Here is a 26,637-nt window from a genome sequence, read left to right as displayed (position 1 = left end):
TGTTGGCAGTGCGGGCGCTATCGCTGGCAAGCCAGCTCCCACAGGATCGGTGCATGCAGTCCCTGTGGGAGCTGGCTTGCCAGCGATGCTTTTTTAGCCCGGATCGCGGAAATCAGGGTGAAAATCAGCCGGCACTGCCACGCTGACGCGGCTGCTGGTGGCAATGTCGATACCCTCGGTGGCCACCTCGGCGAGGAAGTCGATCTGCTCCGGGGTGATCACGTATGGCGGCAGGAAGTACACCACGCTGCCCAGCGGGCGCAGCAGGGCGCCACGGCTCAGGGCGTGCTCGAAGACCTTCAGGCCACGGCGTTCCTGCCACGGGTAGGCGGTCTTGCTGGCCTTGTCCTGGACCATCTCGATGGCCAGGGCCATGCCGGTCTGGCGCACTTCGCCAACTTGCGGGTGGTCGACCAGGTGCTCGGTGGCGCTGGCCATGCGCTGGGCCAGGGCCTTGTTGGCCTCGATGACATTGTCCTGCGCGAAGATATCCAGGGTCGCCAGCGCCGCGGCACAGGCCAGTGGGTTGCCGGTGTAGCTGTGCGAGTGGAGGAAGGCGCGCAGGGTCGGGTAATCGTCGTAGAAGGCGCTGTACACCTCGTTGGTGGTCAGGCACGCGGCCAGCGGCAGGTAGCCGCCGGTCAGGGCCTTGGACAGGCACAGGAAATCCGGGCGGATGCCGGCCTGTTCGCAGGCGAACATCGTCCCGGTGCGGCCAAAGCCCACGGCGATCTCGTCGTGGATCAGGTGCACGCCATAGCGGTCACAGGCCTCGCGCAGCAGCTTGAGGTATACCGGGTGGTACATGCGCATGCCACCGGCGCCCTGGATCAGCGGTTCGACGATCACCGCGGCGACCGTGGCGTGGTGTTCAGCCAGGGTCTGCTCCATGGCCGCAAACATGTTGCGCGAGTGCTCTTCCCAGCCCATGCCCTCGGGGCGCAGGTAGCAATCGGGGCTTGGCACCTTGATGGTGTCGAGCAGCAGCGCCTTGTAGGTCTCGGTGAACAACGGCACGTCGCCGACCGACATCGCCGCGATGGTCTCGCCGTGATAGCTGTTGCTCAGGGTGACGAAGCGCTTCTTCTCTGGCTGGCCTTTGTTCAGCCAGTAGTGAAAGCTCATTTTCAGCGCCACTTCGATGCAGGACGAACCATTATCGGCGTAGAACACCCGGTCCAGGCCTTCGGGGGTGATCTGCACCAGGCGCTCGGACAGCTCGATCACCGGCTGGTGGCTGAAGCCTGCGAGAATCACGTGCTCAAGCTGGTCGACCTGGTCCTTGATGCGCTGGTTGATGCGCGGGTTGGCATGGCCGAAGGCGTTGACCCACCAGGAGCTGACGGCGTCGAGGTAGCGCTTGCCTTCAAAGTCTTCCAGCCACACGCCTTCGCCGCGCTTGATCGGAATCAGCGGCAGTTGTTCGTGATCTTTCATCTGGGTGCAGGGGTGCCACAGGACCTTGAGGTCACGTTGCATCCACTGTTGGTTGAGGCCCATTTCGATTCTCCTGGCGACGGCGGCTCGGACATGCCGCGCAAGCCTATGCAATGCGCCGGTCGAGAACAACCCGTGCGCTGCAATCAGGGTGCTGGCGTTGCTGGCGGGGGCGCTTGGCGTGGCGTATCCTTCGGCTACTCTTTCTGGGGGATCCCCCCAAACACTTCTGCTTTGATCCGGAGTTCGCCGAATGTCTGCTGGTTGGCTGCGCGCCTGTGCGCTGGTAATGATAGGACTGTTCAGCGGCACTGCGCTGGCCAAGGACAAGGCCCCGACGGCAATCGTCGTCGGTGGCGGTCTGGCCGGCCTGACAGCCGCCTATGAGTTGCAGAACAAGGGCTGGCAGGTGACCCTGCTGGAAGCCAAGACCGGTATGGGCGGGCGCTCGGGCCTGGCCACCAGTGAATGGATCGGCAACAGCAAGGCCCAGCCGGTGCTCAACCAGTACCTGGATGCCTTCAAGCTCAGCACCTTGCCGGCACCTGAGTTCGTGCGTACCCCGGGTTACCTGATCGATGGCGAGTATTTCAGCGCCGCCGACCTCAGCACCAAGCAACCGGCCACCGCCGAAGCGCTCAAGCGTTACGAGAAGACCCTCGACGACCTCGCACGCTCGATCGACGATCCGCTGAACCCGGCGGCCAACAGCACCCTGTTCGCCCTCGACCAGCTCAACGTTTCCGGCTGGCTCGACAAGCTGCAACTGCCGGCCACCGCGCGCCAGCTGGTCAACCAGCAGATCCGTACCCGCTATGACGAGCCGTCGCGCCTGTCGCTGCTCTATTTCGCCCAGCAGACCCGCGTCTACCGCGGCGTCAGCGACCGTGACCTGCGCGCCGCACGCCTGCCAGGCGGTAGCCCGGTGCTGGCCCAGGCCTTCGTCAAGCAATTGAAAACCATCAAGACCCAGTCGCCGGTCAGCGCCATCATCCAGGACAAGGACGGCGTCACCGTCAAGGTTGGCAGCGTCGGTTACCAGGCCGACTACGTCGTGCTGGCCGTACCGCTGCGCGCGCTGTCGAAGATCCAGATGACTCCGGGCCTGGACACCAAGCACCTGGCCGCCCTCAAGGGCACCAACTACGGCTGGCGCGACCAGCTGATGCTCAAGTTCAAGACCCCGGTGTGGGAAAGCCGCGCGCGGATGTCTGGCGAGATCTACAGCAACACCGGCCTGGGCATGCTCTGGATCGAGCCTGCGCTCAAGGGCGGCGCTAACGTGGTGATCAACCTCTCCGGTGACAACGCGCGCCTGCTGCAGGCTTTTGGCGACAAGCAGATGGTCGACCAGGTGTTGATCCGCCTGCACGCCTTCTACCCGCAAGCCCGTGGCGCCTTCACCGGCTACGAAGTACGCCGTTACAGCACTGACGTGGGTACCGGTGGCGCCTACCTGGCCTATGGTCCTGGGCAGATCAGCAAGTACTGGCGCCTGTGGGAGCGTCCGGTGCAGCGGGTTGCCTTTGCTGGCGAGCACACCGATGCGATGTACCCAGGCACCCTCGAAGGCGCCCTGCGCAGCGGCCAGCGCGCTGCCAGCCAGGTCCAGGACCTGGCCGCGGGCAAGTCATTCGAGCCGGTCAAGGCGGTTGCCGCCACGGCCGCTGCCGGCACCGCAGCTGCAGCGGCGAGCAAAGGCAATTTCTTCAGCAACCTGTTTGGCGGCTCGTCCGACAAGCCGGCCAAGGCCGAAGAGCCGGTGAAGAAGGATGAGGGCAAGCCAGGCTTCTTCAAGCGCATGTTCGGTAGCGATGACAAGCCTGCCGAGCAGCCAGCGGCCAAGCAGGCCGAGGTGGCTCCGACCCCTGCGCCGGCGGCTGCGCCAGCACCTGCGGTCGCCCCGGTTGCCAAGGAAGAGCCAGCCAAGGCGCCGGTGAAAGCCGCTCCGGCCAAACCAGCGGCCAAGCAGGCACCGGCGAAAAAGCCGGCAGCCAAGGCGCAACAGCCGAAGAAAACCGCAGCCAAGGCGGCACCTGCGAAAAAAGCCGCCGCCAAGGCGGAACCAGTGAAAAAGCCGGTAGCCAATACCCAGGCCAAGGCGCAGTAATGCGCTGACTTCATCGCCGGCAACGCCGGCTCCTACAGGGGCAAGTACACACCGAACCTGTGGGAGCCAGCCTTGCCGGCGATGGGCCGCGCAGCGACCCCAAGGCCCGCAGGGTCTTCCCTTCCCACGTAGTTAATGTTTCCTTAATAGCTTCGTTTCATACTAAAGATCATATTTCTCGATATTTCAGAGCAAGTTTTTCTGCTTTTATTCGATTAATAAATCGTTAGTCTGAGCACAGTTCTTACAGGGAAACACGGCAATGCAACTGCGCAACTCACCTTCTCGTTATGGCTTTGTCAGCATCGTCCTGCACTGGGGTGTTGCACTGGCTGTATTCGGCCTGTTCGGCCTGGGCCTGTGGATGATGGGCCTGGACTACTACAGCCCATGGCGCAAAGACGCCCCCGACCTGCACAAAAGTATCGGCCTGGTGCTGCTTGGTGTGATGCTCCTGCGCGTGCTCTGGCGCTTTCTCAGCCCACCGCCGCCAGCGCTGCCCAACCACGGCAAACTCACCCGCCTCGCCTCCAAGGCCGGCCATGGCCTGCTGTACCTGGGGCTGTTCGCGGTGATGTTCGCCGGCTACATGATTTCTACCGCCGACGGCGTTGGCATCCCGGTGTTCGGCCTGTTTGAAGTGCCGGCGCTGGTCAGCAACCTGCCCGATCAGGCCGATGTCGCCGGCGAGATCCATTTCTACCTGGCCTGGGGCCTGGTGATCTTTGCCGGGCTGCACGGCCTGGCAGCCCTGAAACACCACTTTATCGACCGTGACGCGACCCTGATCCGCATGCTGGGCCGCAAAGCTTGATGTTCAACCTCAACTCCAAAAGGGATATAGACGCATGTTGAAAAAGACTTTTGCCGCTCTGGCGCTCGGTACCGCACTGTTCTCGGCCGGTCAGGCAATGGCAGCAGACTACAAGATCGACAAGGAAGGCCAGCACGCCTTCGTTGACTGGAAGATCAGCCACCTGGGCTACAGCTTCATCCACGGCACCTTCAAGGACTTCGATGGCTCCTTCAGCTGGGACGCCGCCAAGCCTGAAGCCAGCAAGATCGCCGTCGACCTGAAAACCGCCAGCCTGTGGTCCAACCACGCCGAGCGTGACAAGCACATCGCCAGCAAAGATTTCCTCGATGTGAGCAAGTTCCCAGAGGCCAAGTTCGTCTCCACCGCTGTCAAATCGACCGGCGAGAAAACTGCTGACGTGACTGGCGACCTGACCCTGCACGGCGTTACCAAGCCAGTGACCTTCAAGGCCACCTTCAACGGTGAAGGCAAGGATCCATGGGGTGGCGAACGCGCCGGCTTCAACGCCAAGACCACGCTGAACCTGAACGACTTCGGCATCAAAGGCCCAGGCCCGTCTTCGCAGACCCTGGATCTGGACATCTCGATCGAAGGTATCAAGCAGAAGTAATGCTTGCTGCATAAACGAAAACGCCGCCCCTAGGGGCGGCGTTTTTGTTGGCACGGTCGCTGAATCAGCGGTTACGCGTCAGCAGCGCAGGCTTCTCGCCACGTGGACGGCTTGGCAGCTGCTCGAGCTGTTCGGCAGTCGGGAAGCGGTCGACCTTCGACTCCTTGTGGACGATCTTCGGCTGCGGCTGGCCTTCACGCGGATTGCGCACGGCCGGCTCTTTGCTCGCTTGATCGTCGCGCGCCGGGCGGCGATTGCGACCGCCACCGTCGCGGCTGCCGCCACCATTACGGGCACCGCCGCCGCGCTTCTCGCCATTGGCCGAAGCACCACCACCGCTGCGCGGACCGTTGTTGCTGCGCGGCTGGCCGCCACGTGGCTGGCCACCGGTGCTGGCGCCGGTGCCGGTCTGGGCAGGTGCGCCCGGACGACGGTTACGGCCCTGGTTGCCCTTGTTCTGGTAAGGGCTGACGTAGTCGGCGCGGTTGCCGAAGTTGTCGACTTCGTCATCCAGGAACTCTTCCGGATCACGATTGGCCGGAACTTGCGGAACACCTGGCTGGCCCGACTGGGCCTGACGCGGTTTGTTGTCGCGGGGCTTGCGCTCCTGGCGACCACCGGCGGATTTCTCCGCGGTTTTTTCCTTGTCCTTGTCGCGGCCTTTGTCTTTGCCCTGATCCTTGCCCTTGTCCTTGCGACCGCCGCTGCCGGCATTGCTGCCATCGGCACGCTGGCCACGGCCACCACGCGGATTGTTTTGCGGACGCTCACGGGTCTCGGGTTTCTCGGCTTCGACCTTGGAGGCATCAAAGCCCATCAGGTCGCCATCCGGGATCTTCTGGCGGGTAACGCGCTCGATGCTCTTGAGCAGTTTTTCTTCATCCGGCGCGACCAGCGAGATGGCCTCGCCCGAACGACCGGCACGACCGGTACGGCCGATACGGTGAACGTAGTCTTCTTCAACGTTGGGCAGTTCGAAGTTGACCACGTGCGGCAACTGGTCGATGTCCAGGCCACGGGCGGCGATATCGGTGGCAACCATGATGCGCACGCTGCCGGCCTTGAAGTCGGCCAGGGCCTTGGTGCGCGCGTTCTGGCTCTTGTTGCCGTGGATCGCGGCGGCGGTCAGGCCGTGTTTTTCCAGGTACTCGGCCAGGCGGTTGGCGCCATGCTTGGTACGGGTGAACACCAGCACCTGTTCCCACGCACCGGTGGTGATCAGGTGTGCCAGCAAGGCGCGCTTGTGGCTGGCCGGCAGGCGGTAGACGCGCTGCTCGATACGCTCGACCGTGGTGTTCGGCGGCGTGACCTCGATGCGCTCGGGGTTGTGCAGCAGCTTGTCGGCAAGGTCAGTAATGTCTTTGGAGAAGGTCGCCGAGAACAGCAGGTTCTGACGCTTGGCCGGCAGGCGGGCAAGGACCTTCTTCACATCATGGATGAAGCCCATGTCGAGCATGCGGTCGGCTTCGTCGAGCACCAGGGTCTCGACGTGGGACAGGTCAACGCTGCCCTGGCCGGCGAGATCCAGCAGACGGCCGGGGCAGGCCACCAGCACGTCGACACCCTTGGCCATGGCCTGAACCTGTGGGTTCATGCCGACGCCACCAAAGATGCAGGCGCTGACGAATTTGAGGTCGCGGGCGTAAACCTTGAAGCTGTCGTGAACCTGGGCGGCCAGTTCGCGCGTCGGGGTCAGCACCAGTACCCGCGGCTGGCGTGGGCCATGGCGCTGGGATTTGTCCGGGTGACCACCGGGGAACAGGCGTTCAAGGATCGGCAGGGCGAAACCGCCGGTTTTACCAGTACCTGTCTGGGCGGCAACCATCAGGTCGCGGCCTTGCAACACGGCGGGAATGGCCCGCTGTTGCACCGGAGTGGGCTGGGTGTAGCCCGCAGCCTCGATGGCGCGAACTAGAGCCTCGGAGAGACCGAGGGAAGCAAAGGACATGAGTAATCCTGTTTTAATGGGGGCTGAGCCCGATGGGATAATCTTGCCTGGCGCGACGGGCATCAGCTGATGCTATCGCGTCCGGTCCAGCAGGGTCTTCAATGCGCATCCGGGGCGGCGGGCGGGCTCTGGGCCGCGCTGTCCTGCCGGTCGGGATGCCTTTTGCAAGGCCGAGCGTCCGGGCGTAAGCCTGGCGGGAAGGCCCGAGTATAACAGAGCATTCAGCGCATGCTGCTTTCCTGCTGCTCAACGGCGGTTGGAAAGTTTTCCGCAGTGCCGGCGTAGCGTGCATGCAGCGCGGCATAGGCCGGCTCGCGCTTGAAGCGCCGCAGCTCGGCGGCAAAGCGCTGGGCCAGCAGGTCCATGCCGACATTGCGGCGCACCGCCAGGTACTGGCTGTGGCGGCTGATCACCAGAGGCAGTTCGCTGATCTGCTGTTCCAGGCCCAATGTCTTGATCATATAGCGGCCCACACGGCGGTCGGTAATCAACAGGTCGATACGTCCGCGCTGGAGCTTGCCGAAGTTGGCCTCGTGAGTGGGGGCCGGCTCGCGGGTGAACAGTGGTGAGTCGATAAACGCGCCACCATAGCTGTAACCGGGCGAAGTGCCGACGGTAAGGCCGCGCAGGTCTTCCAGGTGCTTGACCTTGTGCGGGCGGGCGTTGGCATAGAACAGGGTGAATTCGACGTCGGACAGCGGCTCGCTGGGGTAGAACAACTGGCTGTCGCGCTGTTCGGTCTGGAAGATGTCCAGCACGCCATCGGCCAGGCCCTGCTCGATCATCGCCAGGCAGCGCTTCCAGGGCAGGAACTGCCATTCCACCTCGACCCCCAGGCGCTTGAATACCTCGGCGGTGACCTCATAGTCGATGCCTTTGGCCTGGCCGTCTTCGAGATAGACGTAGGGGGCCCAGGGTTCGGTGACGATACGCAGCTTCTCGCCGTGGGCAAAGGCACTCAGGCAAGTGAGAATCAGCGCGGTCAACAGGCGGGTGAAATCGGGCATGGCTGGAGATTACGACGTGTGCACGGCTATGGCTAGTAGCCGTGCATGTCGAGCCAGCCTGGGTGTCAGCGCTGTGATCGCTTTAACAGTGAATCACGCACCGTGCGGTGCTTGCGGCCCAGCGACAGGCGCATGCCTGGGTGCTCGAACCATCGCTGCAGGGTATCGGCGCAGATCGGCCGCGGATGGCGGGCCCTGGCGTTGTCCAGGGCCTTGTCCCACCAGGCCGTAGCGCAGGCGCGGTCGAACTCGTTGGGGTAGTCATAGCAGCCATTGAGCAACTCGCGCATGAACTGGCGCTGTTCGCTCGGCAGGGCCAGGCTCAGCGCCTTGTAGCCCAGGCGTTGCAAGGTCGGCGGTTTGGGCAACTGGGCGTTGACGCGGGTGACATCCGCCAACGCCTCTTCGCTCAGGGGCGCGTGCTGGTGCTTGGCCAGCCAGGCCTGGACCTTGGCCCGGAACAGCTGCTTGCGGCTCCAGTAGTGATGGATCAGGTCGGTGCACTGGTTAACCTGCATCTGCCGGTAGGCGGCCACGCCCAGGCAGAACTCCTCCAGGGTGTAGGCGCCGTTGGCGTGGGGGTAGTACTCGTCCATCAAGGCGATGGAGCGGTCCAGCAATGGCGCATCTTCCTGCATCAGGCCGATGACGCCGGAGTTCAGCAGCGCCATGTGCCGGTCGGCCAGCCCGCGTTCTTCGAGCATTGCTGCCAGGCTCTGGAACAGCGGGCACTGAGGATCATTGCCATAGGTACTGCCGATGGCATTGCACAGCAGGGTGCCCGGCTTGACCCGGCGAAACAGCTCGATGGGCGACTGATGGAAGAACGTGTCGGTATCGATCAGCACGGCCATGGGCGCGCTGGCCAGCACCTGACGCAGCACCACGTGCTTGCTGCGAAAGTGGTAGCCGTAGGGCTGGTTCCAGGCTTCACGGGTGGCGGCGTCGAGTGAATGAACGCTTACCGGCAGGTGCTGGTAGGGTTCGGGATTGTCGCTGTAGACCTGGATATCAAGTGCTTCCCCGGGTGTCTTGCGCAGGTTGGCCAGGGCGCTGACGATGCTGAACTGGGCTTCCTGGTGGTAGGTGGGCGGCCCGAAGACCAGGTAAACGAGTTGCGGTCGAGCAGGGGTAAGTCCTTGGCGCATGAAGGCACGAAAATCCGTCTGGGGGCAGGAATGCAGAAAGGCCCTTAGCGTAAGCTAAAGGCCTTTTCAGTATTCTGACGCAATTGTTACCTGCGGTGTAGCGGTTCGATCAGCGGGGCAACTTGAGGTTGTTCCAGATCGCCAGGCTCGGGTCGGCCTGGTTCAGGGTGTAGAAGTGCAACCCTGGAGCGCCGCCTTGCAGCAGTTGCTCGCACATGCGGGTGATGACGTCTTCACCGAAGGCCTGGATGCTCTTCACATCGTCGCCGTAGGCTTCCAGCTGCTTGCGGATCCAGCGTGGGATCTCGGCGCCGCAAGCGTCGGAGAAGCGCGCCAGCTTGCTGTAGTTGGTGATCGGCATGATCCCCGGTACTACCGGAATATCCACACCCAGCTGCTGCACGCGCTCGACGAAATAGAAGTAGCTGTCGGCGTTGAAGAAGTACTGGGTGATGGCGCTGTCGGCGCCGGCGTTGGCCTTGCGCACGAAGTTCTTCAGGTCATCCTCGAAGTTGCGCGCCTGGGGATGCATCTCCGGGTAGGCGGCGATTTCGATATGGAAGTGATCGCCGCTTTCCTGGCGGATGAACTCCACCAGTTCGTTGGCGTAGCGCAGCTCACCGCTGGCCATGCCCATGCCCGACGGCAGGTCGCCGCGCAAGGCGACGATGCGCTGGATGCCGGCTGCCTTGTACTGGGTCAGCAGCGAGCGCAGGTCGTCCTTGCTGTCGCCGACGCACGACAGGTGCGGGGCGGCGGGGACTTTCACTTCGCTTTCCAGCTGCAGCACGGTGTTCAACGTGCGGTCGCGGGTCGAGCCACCGGCACCGTAGGTGCAGGAGAAGAAATCCGGGTTGTAGCTGGCCAGCTGGCGGGCAGTGGCGAGCAGTTTTTCATGTCCAGCATCGGTCTTGGTCGGGAAGAACTCGAAGCTGTAACGACGTTCCTGAGACATAGAAGGTTCTCTTCAGCGGCAAGCTACAAGCCGCAAGCGACAAGCAGAAGCGGCGCGAACCGCTTGCAGCTTGCAGCTTGCAGCTACCAACTTTCAGTAACGGTAGGCGTGTGGCTTGAATGGCCCTTCAACAGTCACGCCGATGTATTCGGCCTGTTGCGGGGTCAGTTGGGTCACTACACCACCGAAGCCGCGGACCATTTCCAGGGCCACTTCTTCGTCGAGTTTCTTCGGCAGGACTTCAACGGTCAGGCGCTCGGCTTTCTGAGCGGCTGGCAGGTCGGCGTACTTCTGTTCGAACAGGAAGATCTGTGCCAGGACCTGGTTGGCGAACGAGCCGTCCATGATCCGGCTTGGGTGACCGGTAGCGTTGCCCAGGTTCACCAGGCGGCCTTCGGCCAGCAGGATCAGGTAGTCATCGTTCTGTGGGTCGAAGTCGCCGTGGCCGGTACGGTGGATCTTGTGTACCTGTGGTTTGACTTCTTCCCAGGCCCAGTTCTTGCGCATGAAAGCGGTGTCGATTTCATTGTCGAAGTGGCCGATGTTGCAGACCACGGCGCGCTTTTTCAGGGCCTTGAGCATGTTGGCATCGCAAACGTTGACGTTACCGGTGGTGGTCACGATCAGGTCGATCTTGCCCAGCAGGGCCTTGTCGATGCTCGCTTCGGTGCCGTTGTTGATACCGTCGATGAACGGCGAGACCAGCTCGAAGCCGTCCATGCAGGCCTGCATGGCGCAGATCGGGTCAACTTCGGAAACCTTGACGATCATGCCTTCCTGACGCAGCGACTGGGCCGAGCCCTTGCCCACGTCACCGTAACCGATGACCAGCGCCTGCTTGCCCGACAGCAGGTGGTCGGTGCCGCGCTTGATGGCATCGTTGAGGCTGTGACGGCAGCCGTACTTGTTGTCGTTCTTGCTCTTGGTGACCGAGTCGTTGACGTTGATCGCCGGGACTTTCAGCTCGCCCTTGGCCAGCATGTCGAGCAGGCGGTGCACACCGGTGGTGGTCTCTTCGGTGACGCCGTGGACGCGCTCCAGTACCGCCGGGTATTTCTTGTGCAGCAGTTCGGTGAGGTCGCCGCCGTCGTCGAGGATCATATTGGCGTCCCATGGCTGGCCATCCTTGAGGATGGTCTGCTCCAGGCACCACTCGTACTCTTGCTCGGTCTCGCCTTTCCAGGCGAACACAGGGATGCCGGCAGCGGCGATGGAGGCAGCGGCCTGGTCCTGGGTCGAGAAGATGTTGCAGGACGACCAGCGTACTTCGGCACCCAGGGCGACCAGGGTTTCGATCAGCACGGCGGTCTGAATGGTCATGTGGATGCAGCCGAGGATTTTCGCACCCTTGAGCGGTTGCTCTTCAAGGTACTTGCGGCGCAGGCCCATCAGCGCAGGCATTTCCGATTCGGCAATGATGGTCTCGCGACGGCCCCAGGCAGCCAGGGAGATGTCGGCGACTTTGTAATCGGTAAAACCAGCAGGCGTGTTTACAGCGCTCATTGAGAGCCTCCATTCGTAGTGTGCGAATGGGCGCCGTTGTGCGTTTAGTGTCCGCAGGCAGGCCTGGCGGGACAACGCCCCATCCGAGCCTGACAGGTTGAACCTGCTGCAGCGCCCCTCGGACAGGTGGCGGGAACGGTCGTGGATGACGATGACCGTATTGAAGCGTTGGCGATTATAGCTGCGCCAGCGCAACTGCCCAAGGTTTTCTGTCGATTAATCGAGACCATAGTCGATGTTAAATGGAGGAGGGGGTCAGGCTCTGCCATCATTACCCACATCGATTGGCAAGACGGTCAGGAGCAGATATGAATTTCCACACCCGCAAATGGGTAAAACCCGAAGACCTCAACCCCAACGGCACCCTGTTCGGCGGCAGCCTGCTGCGCTGGATCGACGAAGAGGCGGCGATCTATGCGATCGTCCAGCTGGGCAACCAGCGCGTGGTGACCAAGTACATTTCGGAGATCAACTTCGTCAGCGCTTCGCGTCAGGGCGACATCATCGAACTGGGCATCACCGCCACTGAATTCGGCCGCACCTCGATCACCCTCAAGTGCGAAGTGCGCAACAAGATCACCCGCAAGAGCATCCTCACCGTCGACCGCATGGTCTTCGTCAACCTCGGTGAAGACGGCTTGCCGGCGCCGCACGGGCGCACTGAGATCAAGTACATCAAGGATCAGTTCGATACCGCGGTGGAGTGATAGGCGCCGCCGGCAAGCCGGCTCCCATATATCCCTGTGGGAGCAGGCTTGCCAGCGATAGCGGTGTCAAGGCTGCTCGGTAACCCCGCGCACCACCCGGCCGATCGTCAGGCCCTGCAACAGGATCGACGACAGCACCACGATGTAGGTGATGCTCAGCAGCAGATCACGCTCGGTGCCCGATGGCAGCGACAGCGCCAGGGCCACCGACACACCGCCACGCAGGCCACCCCAGGTCAGCACCCGCACGGTACCGCGCGGAACGGTGCGCCAACGGCGCAGCATCAGGATGGCCGGTGCCACGGTCAGCAGCCGCGACAGCAGGATCGCCACTGCCAGCACGCCGGCCGCCGCCAGGTGCATCCACGAGAATGGCAGCAGCAACAGCTCCAGGCCGATCAGGGCGAACAGCAGGGCGTTGAGCATGTCGTCGATCAGTTCCCAGAAACCGTCCAGGTAGCGGCGGGTCATGTCGTTCATTGCCAGGTTGCGGCCCAGGTTGCCGATGATCAGGCCGGCCACGACCATGGCGATCGGCGCCGAAACGTGCAGCTCATAGGCCATGGCCGAACCGCCGATCACCAGTGCCAGGGTCAGCATGACCTCGACCTGGTACTGCTCGATGCTTTTGATCATGCGGTAGGTGATGTAGCCCACCAGGCCGCCGAACAGAATGCCGCCAATGGCTTCGCGGGCGAACAGGATCGCGGTGTCGGCCACCGTCGGTGTTTCGCCAAGCTGGGCGATGCCCAGCAATACGGTGAACACCACGACTGCAGTGCCGTCGTTGAACAGCGACTCGCCAACGATGGTGGTCTTCAGTGGCTTGGAGGCATTGGCGGTACGCAGTGCGCCGAGAACCGCGATCGGGTCGGTCGGCGAGATCAAGGCACCGAACAGCAGGCAGTAGAGCAGGCTCACATGCCAGCCGAACAGGGCGAAAATCCAGTGGGCGAGAAAACCGATGACCACGGTGGCGATCAGCACGCCGACGGTCGCCAGCAGGCCGATCGGCCAGCGGTAGCTGCGCAGGTCGGCAAGGTTCACGTGCAAGGCGCCGGCGAACAGCAGGAACGACAGCATCCAGTGCATCAGCAGATCGTTGAAGTCGATCTGGTTCATCAAGCCCTGCACGCGCTCTTCCAGGCCGGGGTAGCCGATCACGCTCAAGCCTTGCAGCAGCAGCGAGAACAGCAAGGCGGTGACCATCACGCCGATGGTTGGGGGCAGGCCGATGAAACGGTAATTTACATAGGTGAGGAGGGTGGTCAAACAGATAAACGCAGCAACGAGCTCAAGCATCCTAGGTCCTGTAGTGGCTTCCAAGTCGACACCCGATAGCCTCGGGCATTTCTTTGATGACCTGCCGAGGGCTTCGGGACACACTTTTGACTGGTTTCGTTGACCGCGTTCTTTCGATTTCGTTTCCAGCCGCCTGTGCTGAAGTGGTTATATAGCGCCTGGCCATTGATGACCTCACCTGCCTTGCCAAGGACCATTGCGTGTTAGCCACCTCATTGGTATTGGTCGCGGCGCTGCTGCACGCGACCTGGAACACCCTGATCAAATTCAGCGGCGAACGCCTGCTGGTGATTGCCAGCATGGACGTGGTGGCGCTGGTATTTGCCCTCGCCATGGTCGCGTTCGTCCAGGTGCCGCCGGCCGAGGTCTGGCCGTGGATGCTGGCCTCGGCAGTGTTTGAACTCTTCTACCGGTTCCTGCTGATACAGGCCTATCGGGTCGGTGACCTGGGGCTGGTCTATCCGTTGATGCGCGGCCTGTCGCCGCTGGTGGTGCTGGCGCTGACCCTGACCTTTGCCGGCGAAGCCCTGAGCAGCCAGCAGATCATCGGCATCCTGCTCATTCCCTGTGGCATGGCCTGCCTGCTCTGGCAGGGCGGCGGCGGTGACCGGCTGCCCTGGTCGATGCTGCCGGTGGTGGCCTTGATCGGCCTGTGCATCGGTTGCTACACCTGGCTCGACGGCCAGGCGATCCGCCTGTGGTCGCAGCCGCTGGACTATCTTGTATGGCTGACGCTGATCAGTGCCTGGCCGTTTCCGCTGCTGGCCGGGGTGGCCCGGCGCGCGCCGTTCATGCTGTTCTGGCGGCTGCAGTGGCGCTTGGGCCTGGCGGTGGGTTTTTGCGTGTTGTTCAGCTATGCCCTGGTGCTCTGGGCCATGCAACTGGGGTCGGTGGCCGAGGCGGCGGCGCTGCGCGAGGTCAGCGTGATTCTGGTGGTGCTGTTCGGCATGCGCTACCTCAAAGAACCTTTTGGCGGGCCGAGGCTCTTAGCCTGTGCCCTGGTGCTGATCGGCATGCTGATCATGAAACTCTGATAATTCTACTGACAAGGACTTGGCCATGACCGTTGCCTTCTGGTGTGTACTGATTGCGTTGTTTTTGCCCATTGTCTGTACCAGCATCGCCAAGGTTGCCAGCGGGCGCTTCAGCCTGCGCCAGAACCACGACCCGCGGGCCTTCCTCGACAAACTCGAAGGCTTGCCGCGCCGGGCTAACGCAGCGCAGATGAACAGCTTCGAAGCCTTCCCCGCGTTCGCCGCGGCAGTGATCATCGCCGACATTGTCGGCAATGCCGAGCAGGTGACCCAGGACGTGCTGGCGGTGCTGTACATCACCAGCCGCCTGCTCTACATCATCTGCTACCTGGCCGACTGGGCCGCCCTGCGTTCGCTGGTGTGGTTCGTCGGCCTGGGCCTGATTGCGTCGTTCTTCTTCGTCTCGATCTGAGCCGCGTCACGGCACCTGGGGCACGGCCGGCAAGGCTGCGCCCTTGGGCCACAGCAGCCAGATCTGGCCTTGCTGCTTCATGTCGCCGGCCAGTTTGCCGGCTTCAGTGCCAGTGCCCCAGAACAGGTCGGCGCGCACTTCGCCGGTGATCGCCCCGCCGGTATCCTGGGCGGCCACCGGACGCACCACCGGCGCGCCATCAGGGCGCGTGGTCGAGAGCCACAGCAGGCTGCCCAGCGGAATCACCTTGCGGTCGATGGCCACGCTGTAGCCGGCGGTCAACGGTACATTAAGCGAGCCGCGCGGGCCTTCGTTGCTGTCCGGGCGGGTGCTGAAGAACACATAGCTGGGGTTGCTCGCCAGCAGTTCCGGCACCCGCGCCGGATTGCTCTGGGCCCAGGCATGGATGCTGCCCATGGTCACTTCTTCTTTCTTCAATTGCCCTTGTTCCACCAGCCAGCGGCCGATCGGGCGATAGGGGTGGCCATTCTGGTCGGCATAGCCGATGCGCAGTTGGCGGCCGTCTTCCAGCTGGATGCGGCCAGAACCCTGGATCTGCAGGAACTGCAGGTCCATCGGGTCGGTCAGCCAGGCCAGTACCGGTGCCTTGGCGCCCTGGGCATTGATGGTTTCTGCGGTGTCGTAGGGTTTGAGTACCCGGCCTTCGAGGCGGCCACGCAGACGCTTGCCCTTGAGTTCGGGATAGACGCTGTCCAGCGCCACCACGATCATGTCGTCCGGTACGCCATAGACCGGCACAGTGGCGCTGTCGGTCTGGGTCAGGCTGCCGGGGTAGACCGGCTCGTAGTAACCCGTGATCAAGCCGTTGGCGTTGTTCTCGGCCGAACGCATGCTGTAGACGTCCAGCTGCGCCTGAAGAAAGCTGCGTACTTCAGCCGGGCTGGCAGCAATGGCTGCCGCTGCGCTGCAGGTGTTGGCCCAGATCGCATCGCGCTTGAGCCGCTCGCAGGCACTGCGCCAGGACTCGAAACCGGCGACCAGGTCGCTGTCGCTGACCTGTGGCAGGTCTTCCCAGGTGGCGCCGACGTAGGTAGCCAGCGGGTGTGGCTTGGGTTTTTCCGGCGCGCTGCCGTTGCAGCCGGCCAGCAGGGCCAGCACTGACAGGGTCCAGCCGAGGTGGCGCAAAGGAAGTTTCATCAACGGGGTTCCTCGACGGTTGGCGTGGCTTGCAGCCGTTTTCGCAAACCGTAGTTTTAATAAGGGTATTGGTCTTTGCCGGTGAGGCGAGGATACTGGCCGCCTTTTTCCGTGAGCCGAAGTGATCAAGATGCTCAAGCGACTTTCTGTTGTACTGCTGGCGTGTTTGACCCTGAGTGCCTGTGGCGGGGTCGATCCCAACTCGCCACTGGGCCAGCGCAAGACGATCTTCAAGCAAATGCTCAAGACCAGTGAAGACCTCGGCGGCATGTTGCGTGGGCGCCTGGCCTTCGATGGGCAGAAGTTCGCCGATGGCGCGGTCAAGCTCGACAGCCTGTCCCGCGAGCCCTGGAAGCACTTTCCACAGGTTCGCGAAGAGGATGATACCAGCGCCCGCGCCGATGTCTGGGAGAAGCAGGCACGCTTCCAGGACCTGGCTCGGCAGATGGAGGCCAGTACCGCCGAACTGGTCGCGGTGACCCGCACCCAGCCGCTCAAGGCGGCTGACCTGGCTGCGCCGATGGACAAGGTCGAGGCGGCGTGCAAAGCCTGTCATACCGAGTTTCGAAATCACTGAGTGGCTGCGGGAGCGGATAAATCCGCTCCGACAATAACGCTGTCAGTTACTTCTCCAGCTCTTTCAGAGCGTCTTGCAGCTCCTGCTTGGACTCTGCCAGCTTGTCCTTGCGCTTGTTGATCTTCTCGGCGTCACCTTTTTTCATGGCCTTGTCCAGGTCCTTGGTGCGCTGGTTCACTTCGTGACGGGCATCGAGGACTTTCTGTTCGCGCTCTTTGCGCAGGCTGGCATCGGTGCAATGCTCGGTCACTTCGCTGAGGGCTTTTTCCAGGCCGGCTTGCTGATTGCTGTTGCCATGGGCGCGAGCCTGTTCGATCTGTTCGCTGATGGCTTGCTTCTTGGCTGCGCAACCGGTCAGGCCTGGCTGTTGTTCGGCAGCCAGCAGGGGCGTGGCCAGGAGTGAACAGACGGTGAACAGGGCAAGCGGGGAAAGCAGTTTCATTAGGGGCTCCGTTGTCGCGGGCTTGGCAGAATCCATGATGCTGCCCTGATCCGGCGAAATTAGAAACCCTCGATTGTGTGTCTGCGCAATTGTTCGGCCACTATCTGCACCTGCGGTGAGCGGAAAAACGCCAGCAATTGCGCGCTGCGGCCTGGGCCAACACCCGGCTCGGCCAGCCATTGCCCGGCATCGCGCTGGCGCAGGTCTGCCCAGGTGGTGTCCGCTGCCAAGGGCGTCGCGGCTGGAACGCCGAGGGCACTGAGCCAGCGAACAAAGGGTTGCCGGCGGGCCTGGTCGAAGGCTTGCAGTAACTGCTGGCGGCTGCGTTCGCCAAGCCCTGGCACCGATTGCAAGTCTTCATCCTGCAGGTCGAGCCAGTCGCCCAGGCCTTGCACATGGCCACTGTCGATGAGTTTTTCCCAGGTGCCTGGGCCCAAACGGGGCATGTTCAGGCCTTGCTTGGAACTGAGCCAATTGAGGCGGGCGACGAATTGGCTACGGCAGCCAGCGTCGGGTTGCCAGCAACTTAGCGAGTGGTAGTGGGCAGGGTCAGGGGTTGCGATGTCCATGCGTTGAACACTGCGGTGCACCACCTCATCCAGGCGTGGAATGGTCAGCCCGGCGAGGCTGATGGCCACCTGGTCGCCGGGGCGGATGTCCAGCTGCTGCCAGCGTTGGAAGGAGCCGAGGCTGACCTGGCGGATCTGCCGGTCATCCAGTTGCACCGGCTCGATCTTCAGCACCGGGGTGATACGCCCGGTACGGCCGATGTTGAAGTGTACGCCCCGGACTTGCGCCAGCGCCTGGGCAAAGGGGTATTTCCACGCGGTTGCCCAGTACGGGTCGCGCGCTTGCCAGCGACTGCCGTGCGGGCGCTGGCCCTGGCGCAGCACCACGCCGTCGCTGGCGAAGGGCAGCGGGCTGCGGTACCAGTGTTCGCGCCAGCGGGCAGCTTCGGCGAAGCTGCCCAAGGGCTCGCTGTAACGCTCGCTATGCTCAAAACCCAACGCGCTCAAGCCCTTGAGCCGCTCGCGCTGATCGGCCGGCCCCAGTGGCCAGGCCCAGACAAACAAGCCGACCACCGCGCCCTGTTCGGCACTGATACGTTTGCGCGCCAGCAGGCCGGCGACATTGCCGCGGGCGTTGAGGCTGCCGGCATTGGCCTGTACGTGGCCGTCCAGGCGCCAGAACAGTTCGCCCTGGAGCACCAGGTCGAGGGACTCGGGCAACTGCTGGTTGAGTGTGCCCAGGGCCGGGATGTGCCGGCTCCAGTCGTGGCCATGGACGCCGTCGCCGCGGCTGATCAGTTGCACCAGCTTGCCGTCGCGATAAACCAGGGTAGCGGCCACGCCATCGACCTTGGGCTGAATCCACAGCTCTTGCTTGCCGTGCATCCAGGCTTTGACCGCCGCATCGTCGGCCAGCTTGCCAAGGCCGGTATGGGCAATCGGGTGGCGCAAGGGGCCGACAGCGGTTTTCAACGGGCTGTCCTGCGGCCTGGCTGGCGTCGGGAAGCAGCTTTGCAGATGGCCCAGGCGTGTGCGGCTCTGGTCATAGAGTTCGTCAGCGACCAGCGAGACACCCTGACGGTGATAGTGATCGTCCCAGTCGGCAAGCGTCTGCTGGAGCTGGCGGATTTCAGCCCGGGCCTGAACAGGCGGCCAGTCGGGGCAAGTCTGCGCGTGTGCCGGAAGCAGCCAGAAGAAGAGCAGAAGGGACAGCAGGGACGTGTGCAGCATGGCGAGCATCCTTGCTCGGCGGGGTGGAATACCAAGCCTAGGAAAGATTGAGCGCCTTGAAGGTGTTCAACATGTCAGGTCATGTGTCTAGGCCAATGAAAAAGCCCCGACCAGTCACCCGGCCGGGGCTTTGCTTGCAGCTTGCAGCTTGCAGCTTGTAGCTTCAGCCCTTACAGACCGGCAGCAGCGCGCAGGGCGTCGACGCGGTCGGTGCGTTCCCAGGTGAAGGTGGTGAAGGTGTCGTCGCCGACAGTCTTCTGCTGCGGGATACGGCCGAAGTGACCGTAGGCAGCGGTTTCCTGGTACATCGGGTGCAGCAGGTCGAGCATGGTGGTGATCGCGTACGGACGCAGGTCGAAGCACTCGCGCACCAGCTGGACGATCTTGTCGTCGGAGATCTTGCCGGTGCCGAAGGTGTTCAGCGAGATCGACGTCGGCTGAGCGACACCGATGGCGTAGGAAACCTGGATCTCGCAACGCTCGGCGAGGCCGGCGGCGACGATGTTCTTGGCCACGTAGCGCCCGGCGTAGGCGGCGGAGCGGTCAACCTTGGACGGGTCCTTGCCGGAGAACGCGCCACCGCCGTGACGGGCCATGCCACCGTAGCTGTCGACGATGATCTTGCGACCGGTCAGGCCGCAGTCGCCTACCGGGCCACCGATGATGAACTGGCCGGTCGGGTTGATGTGGAACTGGGTGTCCTTGTGCAGCAGTTCGGCCGGCAGGGTGTGCTTGACGATCAGCTCCATCACCGCTTCCTGCAGGTCTTTTTGCGACACTTCAGGGTTGTGCTGGGTCGACAGCACCACGGCGTCGATACCCACTACCTTGCCGCCTTCGTAACGGCAGGTAACCTGCGATTTGGCGTCCGGGCGCAGCCACGGCAGCAGGCCGGACTTGCGCGCTTCGGCCTGGCGCTCGACCAGACGGTGCGAGAAGCAGATCGGTGCTGGCATCAGCACGTCGGTTTCGTTGCTGGCGTAGCCGAACATCAGGCCCTGGTCGCCGGCGCCCTGGTCTTCAGGCTTGCTGCGGTCAACGCCCTGGGCGATGTCTACCGATTGCTTGCCGATGATGTTCATGACCGCGCAGGTCGCGCCATCGAAGCCGACGTCGGAGCTGTTGTAACCAATATCGACGATGACTTTGCGAACGATGTCTTCCAGATCGACCCAGGCCGAGGTGGTGACTTCGCCAGCGATGATCGCGACGCCGGTTTTTACCAGGGTTTCGCACGCCACGCGGGCGAATTTGTCCTGGGTGATGATGGCGTCCAGCACCGCATCCGAAATCTGGTCGGCGATTTTGTCCGGATGCCCTTCAGACACGGACTCGGAGGTGAAAAGGGAGTATTCGCTCATCTCGACGGGTTCCTAAAATTTACCGATGGTGATGTCGCCAGCCGGTCGCTGAAAATGGCGGACCTGAATCTGGAAACCATTACGTAAGCCCACATAGAGGCTGTCCCCGGGAGCCAGTCCCGCAGCGCTGGCCCAACGGGCCAGGTCGTCCTGCTCGAAGCCCAGCCAGATATCGCCACAGGCCTCTCTGGCCCAGCTCTGGTCGTGGCTGCACAACTCTGTTACCAACAGGCTTCCGCCTGGTTTCACGCGGTTGGCCAGCTGCCGCAGGGCTTCGGCCGGGGCGCTGAAATGGTGCAGGACCATGTTCAGCACTACGCAGTCGGCTTCCACATCCGTTGCACTGAGTGCATCGGCCAACTGCAGGTTCACATTAGCCAGACCTTCACGCTCGCAGACCCTACGGGCCAGGTCGAGCATGGTCGGGCTGTTGTCCAGGGCGGTGACCCGGGCAAAGCGCCGGGCCAGCTCGGGAAGAAACTCGCCATCGCCGGGGCCCACTTCAAGGGCCTCGGCGCCGGCTTCAAAACTGAGCTTGTCGAGCAGGGCCAGCAAGCTTTCGCGGTACTGCGGCAAGCCGGCAATCAAATCCTGCTGGGCGCGAAATTTCTCTTCGACACGCAGGAAAAAGTCCTGGCTGGTGGCAGCCCGGCGTTGTTGCACCTGGGCGATACGGGCCTGGACCTCATCGGCCAGACTCAGCCCGTCGACTTCTTCAAGTAATGCCGCATGCAGCTTGCCGCCCAGGCTCAGGCCATCGGGCAGGGCGCGGCGGTAAAAGATCGCATTGCCTTCGCGGCGGGTCGCGACCAGGCCTGCCTGGGCCAGCACCTTGAGGTGATGGCTCATGCCCGACTGGCCAATGGCGAAGATCTGCGCCAGTTCCAGTACGCCGAACGAATCGCTGGCCAGGGCGCGCAATACGTTAAGGCGCAGCGGATCGCCGCCGGCTTTGCACAGGGCAGCCAGCGCATCGCTTTGCTCTTGGCGGATCGACGGCACGGGTAGGTTCATGGAGCGGCAGTCTAGTCAGGCAACGATTGCCTCGCAAGGCCAATATCAAAAAGTTTTGATATTGCTCGATAGGCGGGGCAATTCGTCGCAGGCCAAGCGACCGATCCGGCTGTTTGCCCGGGTTAACGCCTGATTCTTTGCTCAATCACAGGAAAATCATGCTGCATCGACCATCCGTCATTGCCCCCGGACACGTGCCTGGGCGAAAATGGCCGCCTTTTTTCGTTTCGTAACTAATTCAACACCCAGGAGATAAGCGATGCCCAGCCGTCGTGAGCGTGCCAACGCCATTCGTGCCCTCAGCATGGATGCCGTGCAAAAGGCCAACAGCGGCCACCCCGGTGCCCCTATGGGCATGGCGGATATCGCCGAGGTTCTGTGGCGTGACTACCTGAAGCACAACCCGACCAACCCGAACTTCGCCGACCGCGACCGCTTCGTGCTGTCCAACGGCCACGGTTCGATGCTGATCTACTCGCTGCTGCACCTGACTGGCTACGACCTGTCGATCGACGACCTGAAAAGCTTCCGTCAACTGCACAGCCGTACCCCGGGCCACCCAGAGTTCGGTTACACCCCGGGCGTCGAGACCACCACTGGCCCGCTGGGCCAGGGCCTGGCCAACGCCGTCGGTTTCGCCCTGGCGGAAAAAGTCCTGGCTGGCCAGTTCAACCGCGCAGGCCACAACGTCGTCGACCACCACACCTATGTGTTCCTGGGTGACGGTTGCATGATGGAAGGTATTTCCCACGAAGTCGCTTCCCTGGCCGGTACCCTGGGCCTGGGCAAGCTGATCGCCTTCTACGACGACAACGGCATCTCCATCGACGGCGAAGTCGAAGGCTGGTTCACCGATGACACCCCTAAGCGTTTCGAAGCCTACAACTGGCAGGTGATCCGCAATGTCGACGGCCATGACGCCGACGAAATCCGCACCGCCATCGACACCGCGCGCAAGAGCGAGCAGCCGACCCTGATCTGCTGCAAGACCATCATCGGTTTCGGCTCGCCGAACAAGCAGGGCAAGGAAGATTGCCACGGTGCTCCGCTGGGCAACGACGAAATCGCCCTGGCGCGCAAAGAGCTGAACTGGAACCACGGCCCGTTCGAAGTCCCGGCTGAGATCTACGCCGAGTGGGATGCCAAGGAAGCCGGCAAGGCCGTTGAAGCCGAGTGGGACCAGCGTTTCGCTGCCTACTCCGCCGCTCACCCGGAGCTGGCCAACGAACTGGTGCGTCGCCTGAGCGGTGACCTGCCGGCCGATTTCGCCGAGAAAGCAGCAGCCTACATCGCTGAAGTCGCGGCCAAGGGCGAGACCATCGCCAGCCGTAAAGCCAGCCAGAACGCCTTGAACGCCTTCGGCCCGCTGCTGCCTGAACTGCTCGGCGGCTCGGCTGACCTGGCCGGTTCCAACCTGACCCTGTGGAAAGGCTGCAAAGGCGTCAGCGCTGAAGACGCCAGCGGCAACTACATGTTCTACGGCGTGCGCGAGTTCGGCATGACCGCGATCATGAACGGCGTCGCCCTGCACGGCGGCCTGGTGCCTTACGGCGCGACCTTCCTGATGTTCATGGAATACGCCCGCAACGCGGTGCGCATGTCGGCGCTGATGAAACAGCGGGTCATCCACGTCTACACCCACGACTCCATTGGTCTTGGCGAAGACGGCCCGACCCACCAGCCGATCGAGCAACTGACCAGCCTGCGCAGCACCCCGAACCTGGACACCTGGCGCCCAGCCGATGCCGTCGAGTCGGCGGTCTCCTGGAAGTTTGCCCTGGAGCGTAAAGACGGCCCGTCGGCGCTGATCTTCTCGCGTCAGAACCTGCAGCACCAAGAGCGTGATGCCGGGCAGATCGCCAACATCAGCCGCGGCGGCTACGTCCTCAAGGACTGCGCCGGCGAGCCTGAGCTGATCCTGATCGCCACCGGTTCCGAAGTCGGCCTGGCGGTTCAGGCGTTCGACAAGCTGACCGAGCAAGGCCGCAAGGTCCGCGTCGTGTCGATGCCGTCGACCAGCGTGTTCGATGCCCAGGATGCTGGCTACAAGCAGTCGGTACTGCCACTGCAAGTCGGCGCGCGGATCGCCATCGAAGCGGCCCACGCCGACTTCTGGTACAAGTACGTCGGCCTCGAAGGCCGCGTCATCGGCATGACCACCTACGGCGAGTCGGCACCTGCGTCGGCCCTGTTCGAAGAGTTCGGTTTCACCCTGGAAAACATCCTGGGTACTGCTGAAGAGCTGCTGGAAGACTGATCCCGTTTCCCTGTGGGACTGGCGTCGGCTTCATCGCTGGCAAGCCAGCTCCCACAGGGGCTGCGGTGATCCCTGTGGGAGCTGGCTTGCCAGCGATTGAAGTCAACTCGATTCCCGCAGGTTGCAGATAACGCTTCTGTTCCGTGAGCATCCCATGCCCCAATCGCGTCCTTACAAAGTTGCACTCAACGGCTACGGCCGTATTGGTCGTTGCGTCTTGCGCGCACTCTTTGAGCGGGGGGCGAAGGCGGGCTTCGAGATCGTTGCGCTGAACGACCTGGCCGACCAGGCCAGTATCGAATACCTGACACGCTTCGACTCCACCCACGGGCGTTTCCCCGGAGAGGTGAAGGTCGACGGCGATTGTCTGCATATCAATGGCGACTGCGTGAAAGTCTTGCGCAGTGCCACCCCGGAAGGGATCGACTGGGCGGCGCTGGGCGTCGACCTGGTGCTGGAGTGCTCCGGCGCCTACAACACCCGCGCCGATGCCATGCGTTTTCTCGACGCCGGCGCGCCGCGGGTGCTGTTTTCCCAGCCCATGGCCAGCGAGGCGGATGTCGACGCCACGGTGGTCTACGGAATCAACCAGGATTGCCTGGACGGCAGCGAGAAGCTGGTGTCCAACGCCTCCTGCACCACCAACTGCGGCGTGCCGCTGTTGCGGGTGCTGGACCAGGCTTTTGGCCTGGAGTACGTGTCGATTACCACCATCCACTCGGCGATGAACGACCAGCCGGTCATCGACGCCTATCACCACGAAGACTTGCGCCGTACCCGTTCGGCGTTCCAGTCGGTGATCCCGGTGTCCACGGGCCTTGCCCGTGGTATCGAACGGCTGCTGCCGGAACTTGCCGGGCGAATTCAGGCCAAAGCCGTACGCGTGCCGACCGTCAATGTGTCGTGCCTGGACATCACCCTGCAGACCGCCCGCGACACCACCGCCGGCGAGGTCAACCGGGTGCTGCGCGAAGCCGCCCTGAGCGGCCCGCTGCAGGGGCTGCTGGCCTACACTGAACTGCCGCACGCCAGTTGTGATTTCAACCATGACCCGCATTCGGCGATTGTCGATGCCAGCCAGACCCGCGTTTCCGGCCCCCGGCTGGTCAACCTGCTGGCCTGGTTCGACAACGAATGGGGTTTTGCCAACCGTATGCTCGACGTTGCCGATCACTTTCTGCACGTCGTCAATCAAACCCGCTCCACTTGTAAACAGCCCTGAAGGACTGCATTCATGACCGTGTTGAAGATGACCGACCTCGATCTGCAAGGTAAGCGCGTACTGATCCGCGAAGACCTCAACGTGCCTGTGAAGGACGGTGTGGTTGCCAGCGATGCGCGCATCCTCGCTTCGCTGCCGACCATCAAGCTGGCCCTGGAAAAGGGCGCGGCCGTGATGGTCTGCTCGCACCTGGGCCGCCCGAGCGAAGGCGAGTTCTCTGCCGAGAACAGCCTCAAGCCGGTCGCCGAGTACCTGAGCAAGGCCCTGGGCCGCGACGTGCCGCTGGTTGCCGACTACCTCGACGGTGTCGAAATCAAGGCCGGTGACATCGTCCTGTTCGAGAACGTGCGCTTCAACAAGGGCGAGAAGAAGAACGCCGACGAGCTGGCGCAGAAGTACGCTGCCCTGTGCGACGTGTTCGTGATGGACGCCTTCGGTACCGCTCACCGCGCCGAAGGCTCGACCCACGGCGTAGCCAAGTTCGCCAAGGTCGCTGCTGCCGGCCCGCTGCTGGCGGCCGAGCTGGATGCCCTGGGCAAGGCCCTGAAAGCCCCGGCCAAGCCGATGGCGGCGATCGTTGCCGGCTCCAAGGTGTCGACCAAGCTGGACGTGCTCAACAGCCTGAGCCAGATCTGCGACCTGCTGATCGTCGGCGGCGGCATCGCCAACACCTTCCTGGCCGCGGCCGGTCACCCGGTCGGCAAGTCGCTGTACGAGCCTGACCTGATCGACACCGCCAAGGCCATCGCTGCCAAGGTCAACGTACCGCTGCCAGTGGACGTCGTGGTTGCCAAGGAATTCGCCGAAAGCGCCGCCGCGACCGTCAAACTGGTTGCCGACGTTGCCGAAGACGACATGATCCTCGACATCGGCCCGCAAACCGCGGCCAACTTCGCCGAGCTGCTGAAGTCGTCGAAGACCATCCTCTGGAACGGCCCGGTCGGCGTGTTTGAATTCGACCAGTTCGGTAATGGCACCAAGGTCCTGGCCCAGGCCATCGCCGAGAGCGCGGCGTTCTCCATTGCCGGTGGTGGCGATACCCTGGCGGCCATCGACAAATATGGCGTTGCCGAGCAAATCTCCTACATTTCTACCGGTGGCGGTGCTTTCCTCGAGTTCGTCGAAGGTAAAGTGCTGCCGGCCGTTGAAGTGCTGGAACAGCGAGCCAAGGCCTGATCCATTCGGCCTGGCAAAGGGAGCGACCTGCATGGTCAAGCAATTGCCTGTGATTATCCTGGCCGGTCTGCTCGGCGCTTGCTCCAGTAACCCGGAGCAGGCGCCGGCAAAGCCCGGCGCGCCGAAAGGCGGCTGCTATCAGTCTGAATGGCAGGCTGAAACGGCACCGGTGATCAACAAAAGGCTGGGCCCGGATGGCCTGGAAAAATACGACGACGAACATCAGCGCCGGGCCCAGGGTTGCCCTTGATCGGTTCACGGCAACCTACCGGCCGGTTTGTGGTCTGCTAGAGGATATTGGATGAAAGCGGTTGCGGCCTTGATGGCCCTGGCAGTACTCGGTGGTTGCGCAAGCCTCAAGCCTGCGCCGGCACCGGCCGACAACTGGACCCGCTGGGTCTGCGACAGCCAGGTTGAAGTGCTCTGGCGCTTTGCCGACAGCAGCCAGCAGGAGGTGGATGTTCGCCTGGGTGGCGGCGACCAGGTCTACCGGCTCAAGCCGGAGCCCAGTGGCTCGGGTGCGTTGTACAGCGATGGAGTGCTGGCGTTCCACAGCAAGGGTGACGAAGGCCTGGTGTACTGGGTCGCCACCAACGATTTGATAGGGCGGGGCTGCAAGGCGCCGTGACTGGCCGGGCCTCGAAGGCCCACACTACTTGAATAGCAACCGCCGCTGCGGCAGGCTTGCACGAAAAACGACG

The 26,637-nt window shown here is 62.9% G+C and carries 24 protein-coding genes and 1 riboswitch; of the genes, 12 read left to right on the top strand and 12 right to left on the bottom strand.

Annotated elements, in window-relative coordinates:
• Nucleotides 1-93: 93 nt before the first annotated feature.
• The gene (locus tag UB48_RS02105; protein WP_045193839.1) at nt 94-1,500 is read right to left on the bottom strand and encodes an adenosylmethionine--8-amino-7-oxononanoate transaminase; all 1,407 of its coding nucleotides are present in this window, start codon (nt 1,498-1,500) and stop codon (nt 94-96) included.
• A gap of 190 nt (nt 1,501-1,690) precedes the next feature.
• Here UB48_RS02105 and UB48_RS02100 point away from each other — a divergent pair, with 190 nt between their 5' ends.
• The 3 genes from UB48_RS02100 to UB48_RS02090 all read left to right on the top strand — a co-directional run bounded on the left by UB48_RS02100 (nt 1,691) and on the right by UB48_RS02090 (nt 4,974).
• Nucleotides 1,691-3,547, top strand: coding sequence for a flavin monoamine oxidase family protein (locus tag UB48_RS02100; RefSeq protein ID WP_045193836.1), 1,857 nt, complete (start codon nt 1,691-1,693; stop codon nt 3,545-3,547).
• Nucleotides 3,548-3,809: 262 nt separating this feature from the next.
• Nucleotides 3,810-4,361: a cytochrome b gene (locus UB48_RS02095; protein WP_045193834.1), complete on the top strand. Its 552-nt coding sequence runs from the start codon at nt 3,810-3,812 to the stop codon at nt 4,359-4,361.
• A 34-nt stretch (nt 4,362-4,395) separates the two neighbouring features.
• The gene (locus UB48_RS02090; protein WP_045193832.1) at nt 4,396-4,974 is read left to right on the top strand and encodes a YceI family protein; all 579 of its coding nucleotides are present in this window, start codon (nt 4,396-4,398) and stop codon (nt 4,972-4,974) included.
• 64 nt (nt 4,975-5,038) lie between these two features.
• On the opposite strand, the gene UB48_RS02085 is transcribed toward UB48_RS02090, so the two are convergent.
• The 5 genes from UB48_RS02085 to ahcY form a co-directional block, all read right to left on the bottom strand.
• Entirely contained in the window at nt 5,039-6,922 is a 1,884-nt protein-coding gene (locus UB48_RS02085) for a DEAD/DEAH box helicase (protein WP_045193831.1), read from the bottom strand.
• Nucleotides 6,923-7,143: 221 nt separating this feature from the next.
• The gene (locus UB48_RS02080) at nt 7,144-7,929 is read right to left on the bottom strand and encodes an ABC transporter substrate-binding protein (protein WP_045193830.1); all 786 of its coding nucleotides are present in this window, start codon (nt 7,927-7,929) and stop codon (nt 7,144-7,146) included.
• Nucleotides 7,930-7,994: 65 nt separating this feature from the next.
• Entirely contained in the window at nt 7,995-9,077 is a 1,083-nt protein-coding gene (locus tag UB48_RS02075; protein ID WP_045193829.1) for a hypothetical protein, read from the bottom strand.
• 109 nt (nt 9,078-9,186) lie between these two features.
• Nucleotides 9,187-10,032 carry a methylenetetrahydrofolate reductase [NAD(P)H] gene (gene metF / locus UB48_RS02070; protein ID WP_045193827.1) on the bottom strand — a complete coding sequence of 282 codons (846 nt, stop codon included), beginning with the start codon at nt 10,030-10,032 and terminating at the stop codon, nt 9,187-9,189.
• A gap of 93 nt (nt 10,033-10,125) precedes the next feature.
• A complete protein-coding gene (gene ahcY / locus UB48_RS02065) occupies nt 10,126-11,535 on the bottom strand; it encodes an adenosylhomocysteinase (RefSeq protein ID WP_045193826.1) in 1,410 nt (469 codons plus the stop codon).
• 21 nt (nt 11,536-11,556) lie between these two features.
• Nucleotides 11,557-11,661: riboswitch (S-adenosyl-L-homocysteine riboswitch) on the bottom strand.
• A gap of 182 nt (nt 11,662-11,843) precedes the next feature.
• On the opposite strand from ahcY, the gene UB48_RS02060 reads away from it, so the two are divergent.
• A complete protein-coding gene (locus UB48_RS02060) occupies nt 11,844-12,242 on the top strand; it encodes an acyl-CoA thioesterase (protein WP_010221517.1) in 399 nt (132 codons plus the stop codon).
• 66 nt (nt 12,243-12,308) lie between these two features.
• On the opposite strand, the gene UB48_RS02055 is transcribed toward UB48_RS02060, so the two are convergent.
• Nucleotides 12,309-13,544, bottom strand: coding sequence for a sodium:proton antiporter (locus UB48_RS02055; RefSeq protein ID WP_045193825.1), 1,236 nt, complete (start codon nt 13,542-13,544; stop codon nt 12,309-12,311).
• A gap of 200 nt (nt 13,545-13,744) precedes the next feature.
• Between UB48_RS02055 and UB48_RS02050 the strand changes: the two genes are divergently transcribed.
• Nucleotides 13,745-14,578 (top strand): EamA family transporter, encoded by an 834-nt coding sequence (locus UB48_RS02050; protein WP_045193824.1) that lies wholly within the window; start codon nt 13,745-13,747, stop codon nt 14,576-14,578.
• Between the two features lie 25 nt (nt 14,579-14,603).
• Complete coding sequence (locus UB48_RS02045) at nt 14,604-14,990, top strand: MAPEG family protein (protein WP_045193822.1); 387 nt, start codon at nt 14,604-14,606, stop codon at nt 14,988-14,990.
• Nucleotides 14,991-14,996: 6 nt separating this feature from the next.
• On the opposite strand, the gene UB48_RS02040 is transcribed toward UB48_RS02045, so the two are convergent.
• Entirely contained in the window at nt 14,997-16,148 is a 1,152-nt protein-coding gene (locus tag UB48_RS02040; RefSeq protein WP_045193821.1) for a murein transglycosylase A, read from the bottom strand.
• 130 nt (nt 16,149-16,278) lie between these two features.
• Here UB48_RS02040 and UB48_RS02035 point away from each other — a divergent pair, with 130 nt between their 5' ends.
• Nucleotides 16,279-16,725, top strand: a complete 447-nt coding sequence (locus UB48_RS02035; RefSeq protein ID WP_045193982.1) for a cytochrome c — start codon at nt 16,279-16,281, stop codon at nt 16,723-16,725.
• A 46-nt stretch (nt 16,726-16,771) separates the two neighbouring features.
• Here the strand turns inward: UB48_RS02035 and UB48_RS02030 are convergent, their stop codons facing one another.
• From UB48_RS02030 to UB48_RS02015, 4 genes are all read right to left on the bottom strand, one after another.
• The gene (locus UB48_RS02030; protein WP_045193820.1) at nt 16,772-17,167 is read right to left on the bottom strand and encodes a DUF1090 domain-containing protein; all 396 of its coding nucleotides are present in this window, start codon (nt 17,165-17,167) and stop codon (nt 16,772-16,774) included.
• Between the two features lie 59 nt (nt 17,168-17,226).
• Entirely contained in the window at nt 17,227-18,906 is a 1,680-nt protein-coding gene (ligB, locus tag UB48_RS02025; RefSeq protein ID WP_082075372.1) for an NAD-dependent DNA ligase LigB, read from the bottom strand.
• Between the two features lie 170 nt (nt 18,907-19,076).
• Nucleotides 19,077-20,267, bottom strand: coding sequence for a methionine adenosyltransferase (gene metK / locus UB48_RS02020; RefSeq protein ID WP_038997515.1), 1,191 nt, complete (start codon nt 20,265-20,267; stop codon nt 19,077-19,079).
• A gap of 12 nt (nt 20,268-20,279) precedes the next feature.
• Nucleotides 20,280-21,281: a metalloregulator ArsR/SmtB family transcription factor gene (locus tag UB48_RS02015; RefSeq protein WP_045193817.1), complete on the bottom strand. Its 1,002-nt coding sequence runs from the start codon at nt 21,279-21,281 to the stop codon at nt 20,280-20,282.
• A 259-nt stretch (nt 21,282-21,540) separates the two neighbouring features.
• Here UB48_RS02015 and tkt point away from each other — a divergent pair, with 259 nt between their 5' ends.
• The 5 genes from tkt to UB48_RS01990 all read left to right on the top strand — a co-directional run bounded on the left by tkt (nt 21,541) and on the right by UB48_RS01990 (nt 26,564).
• Nucleotides 21,541-23,538, top strand: coding sequence for a transketolase (gene tkt / locus UB48_RS02010; RefSeq protein WP_045193816.1), 1,998 nt, complete (start codon nt 21,541-21,543; stop codon nt 23,536-23,538).
• 154 nt (nt 23,539-23,692) lie between these two features.
• A complete protein-coding gene (gene epd, locus UB48_RS02005; RefSeq protein ID WP_045193814.1) occupies nt 23,693-24,760 on the top strand; it encodes an erythrose-4-phosphate dehydrogenase in 1,068 nt (355 codons plus the stop codon).
• Between the two features lie 12 nt (nt 24,761-24,772).
• Nucleotides 24,773-25,936, top strand: coding sequence for a phosphoglycerate kinase (locus UB48_RS02000; RefSeq protein WP_045193813.1), 1,164 nt, complete (start codon nt 24,773-24,775; stop codon nt 25,934-25,936).
• Nucleotides 25,937-25,967: 31 nt separating this feature from the next.
• Nucleotides 25,968-26,186 carry a hypothetical protein gene (locus UB48_RS01995; RefSeq protein ID WP_045193812.1) on the top strand — a complete coding sequence of 73 codons (219 nt, stop codon included), beginning with the start codon at nt 25,968-25,970 and terminating at the stop codon, nt 26,184-26,186.
• Nucleotides 26,187-26,237: 51 nt separating this feature from the next.
• Nucleotides 26,238-26,564, top strand: a complete 327-nt coding sequence (locus tag UB48_RS01990) for an MliC family protein (protein ID WP_045193810.1) — start codon at nt 26,238-26,240, stop codon at nt 26,562-26,564.
• Nucleotides 26,565-26,637: the final 73 nt, after the last annotated feature.

The organism is Pseudomonas sp. 2(2015), assembly GCF_000955865.1.
Taxonomy (GTDB): domain Bacteria; phylum Pseudomonadota; class Gammaproteobacteria; order Pseudomonadales; family Pseudomonadaceae; genus Aquipseudomonas.
Note: the sequence above shows the minus strand (reverse complement) of the source record. Positions and strands in the feature narration are given on the sequence as shown.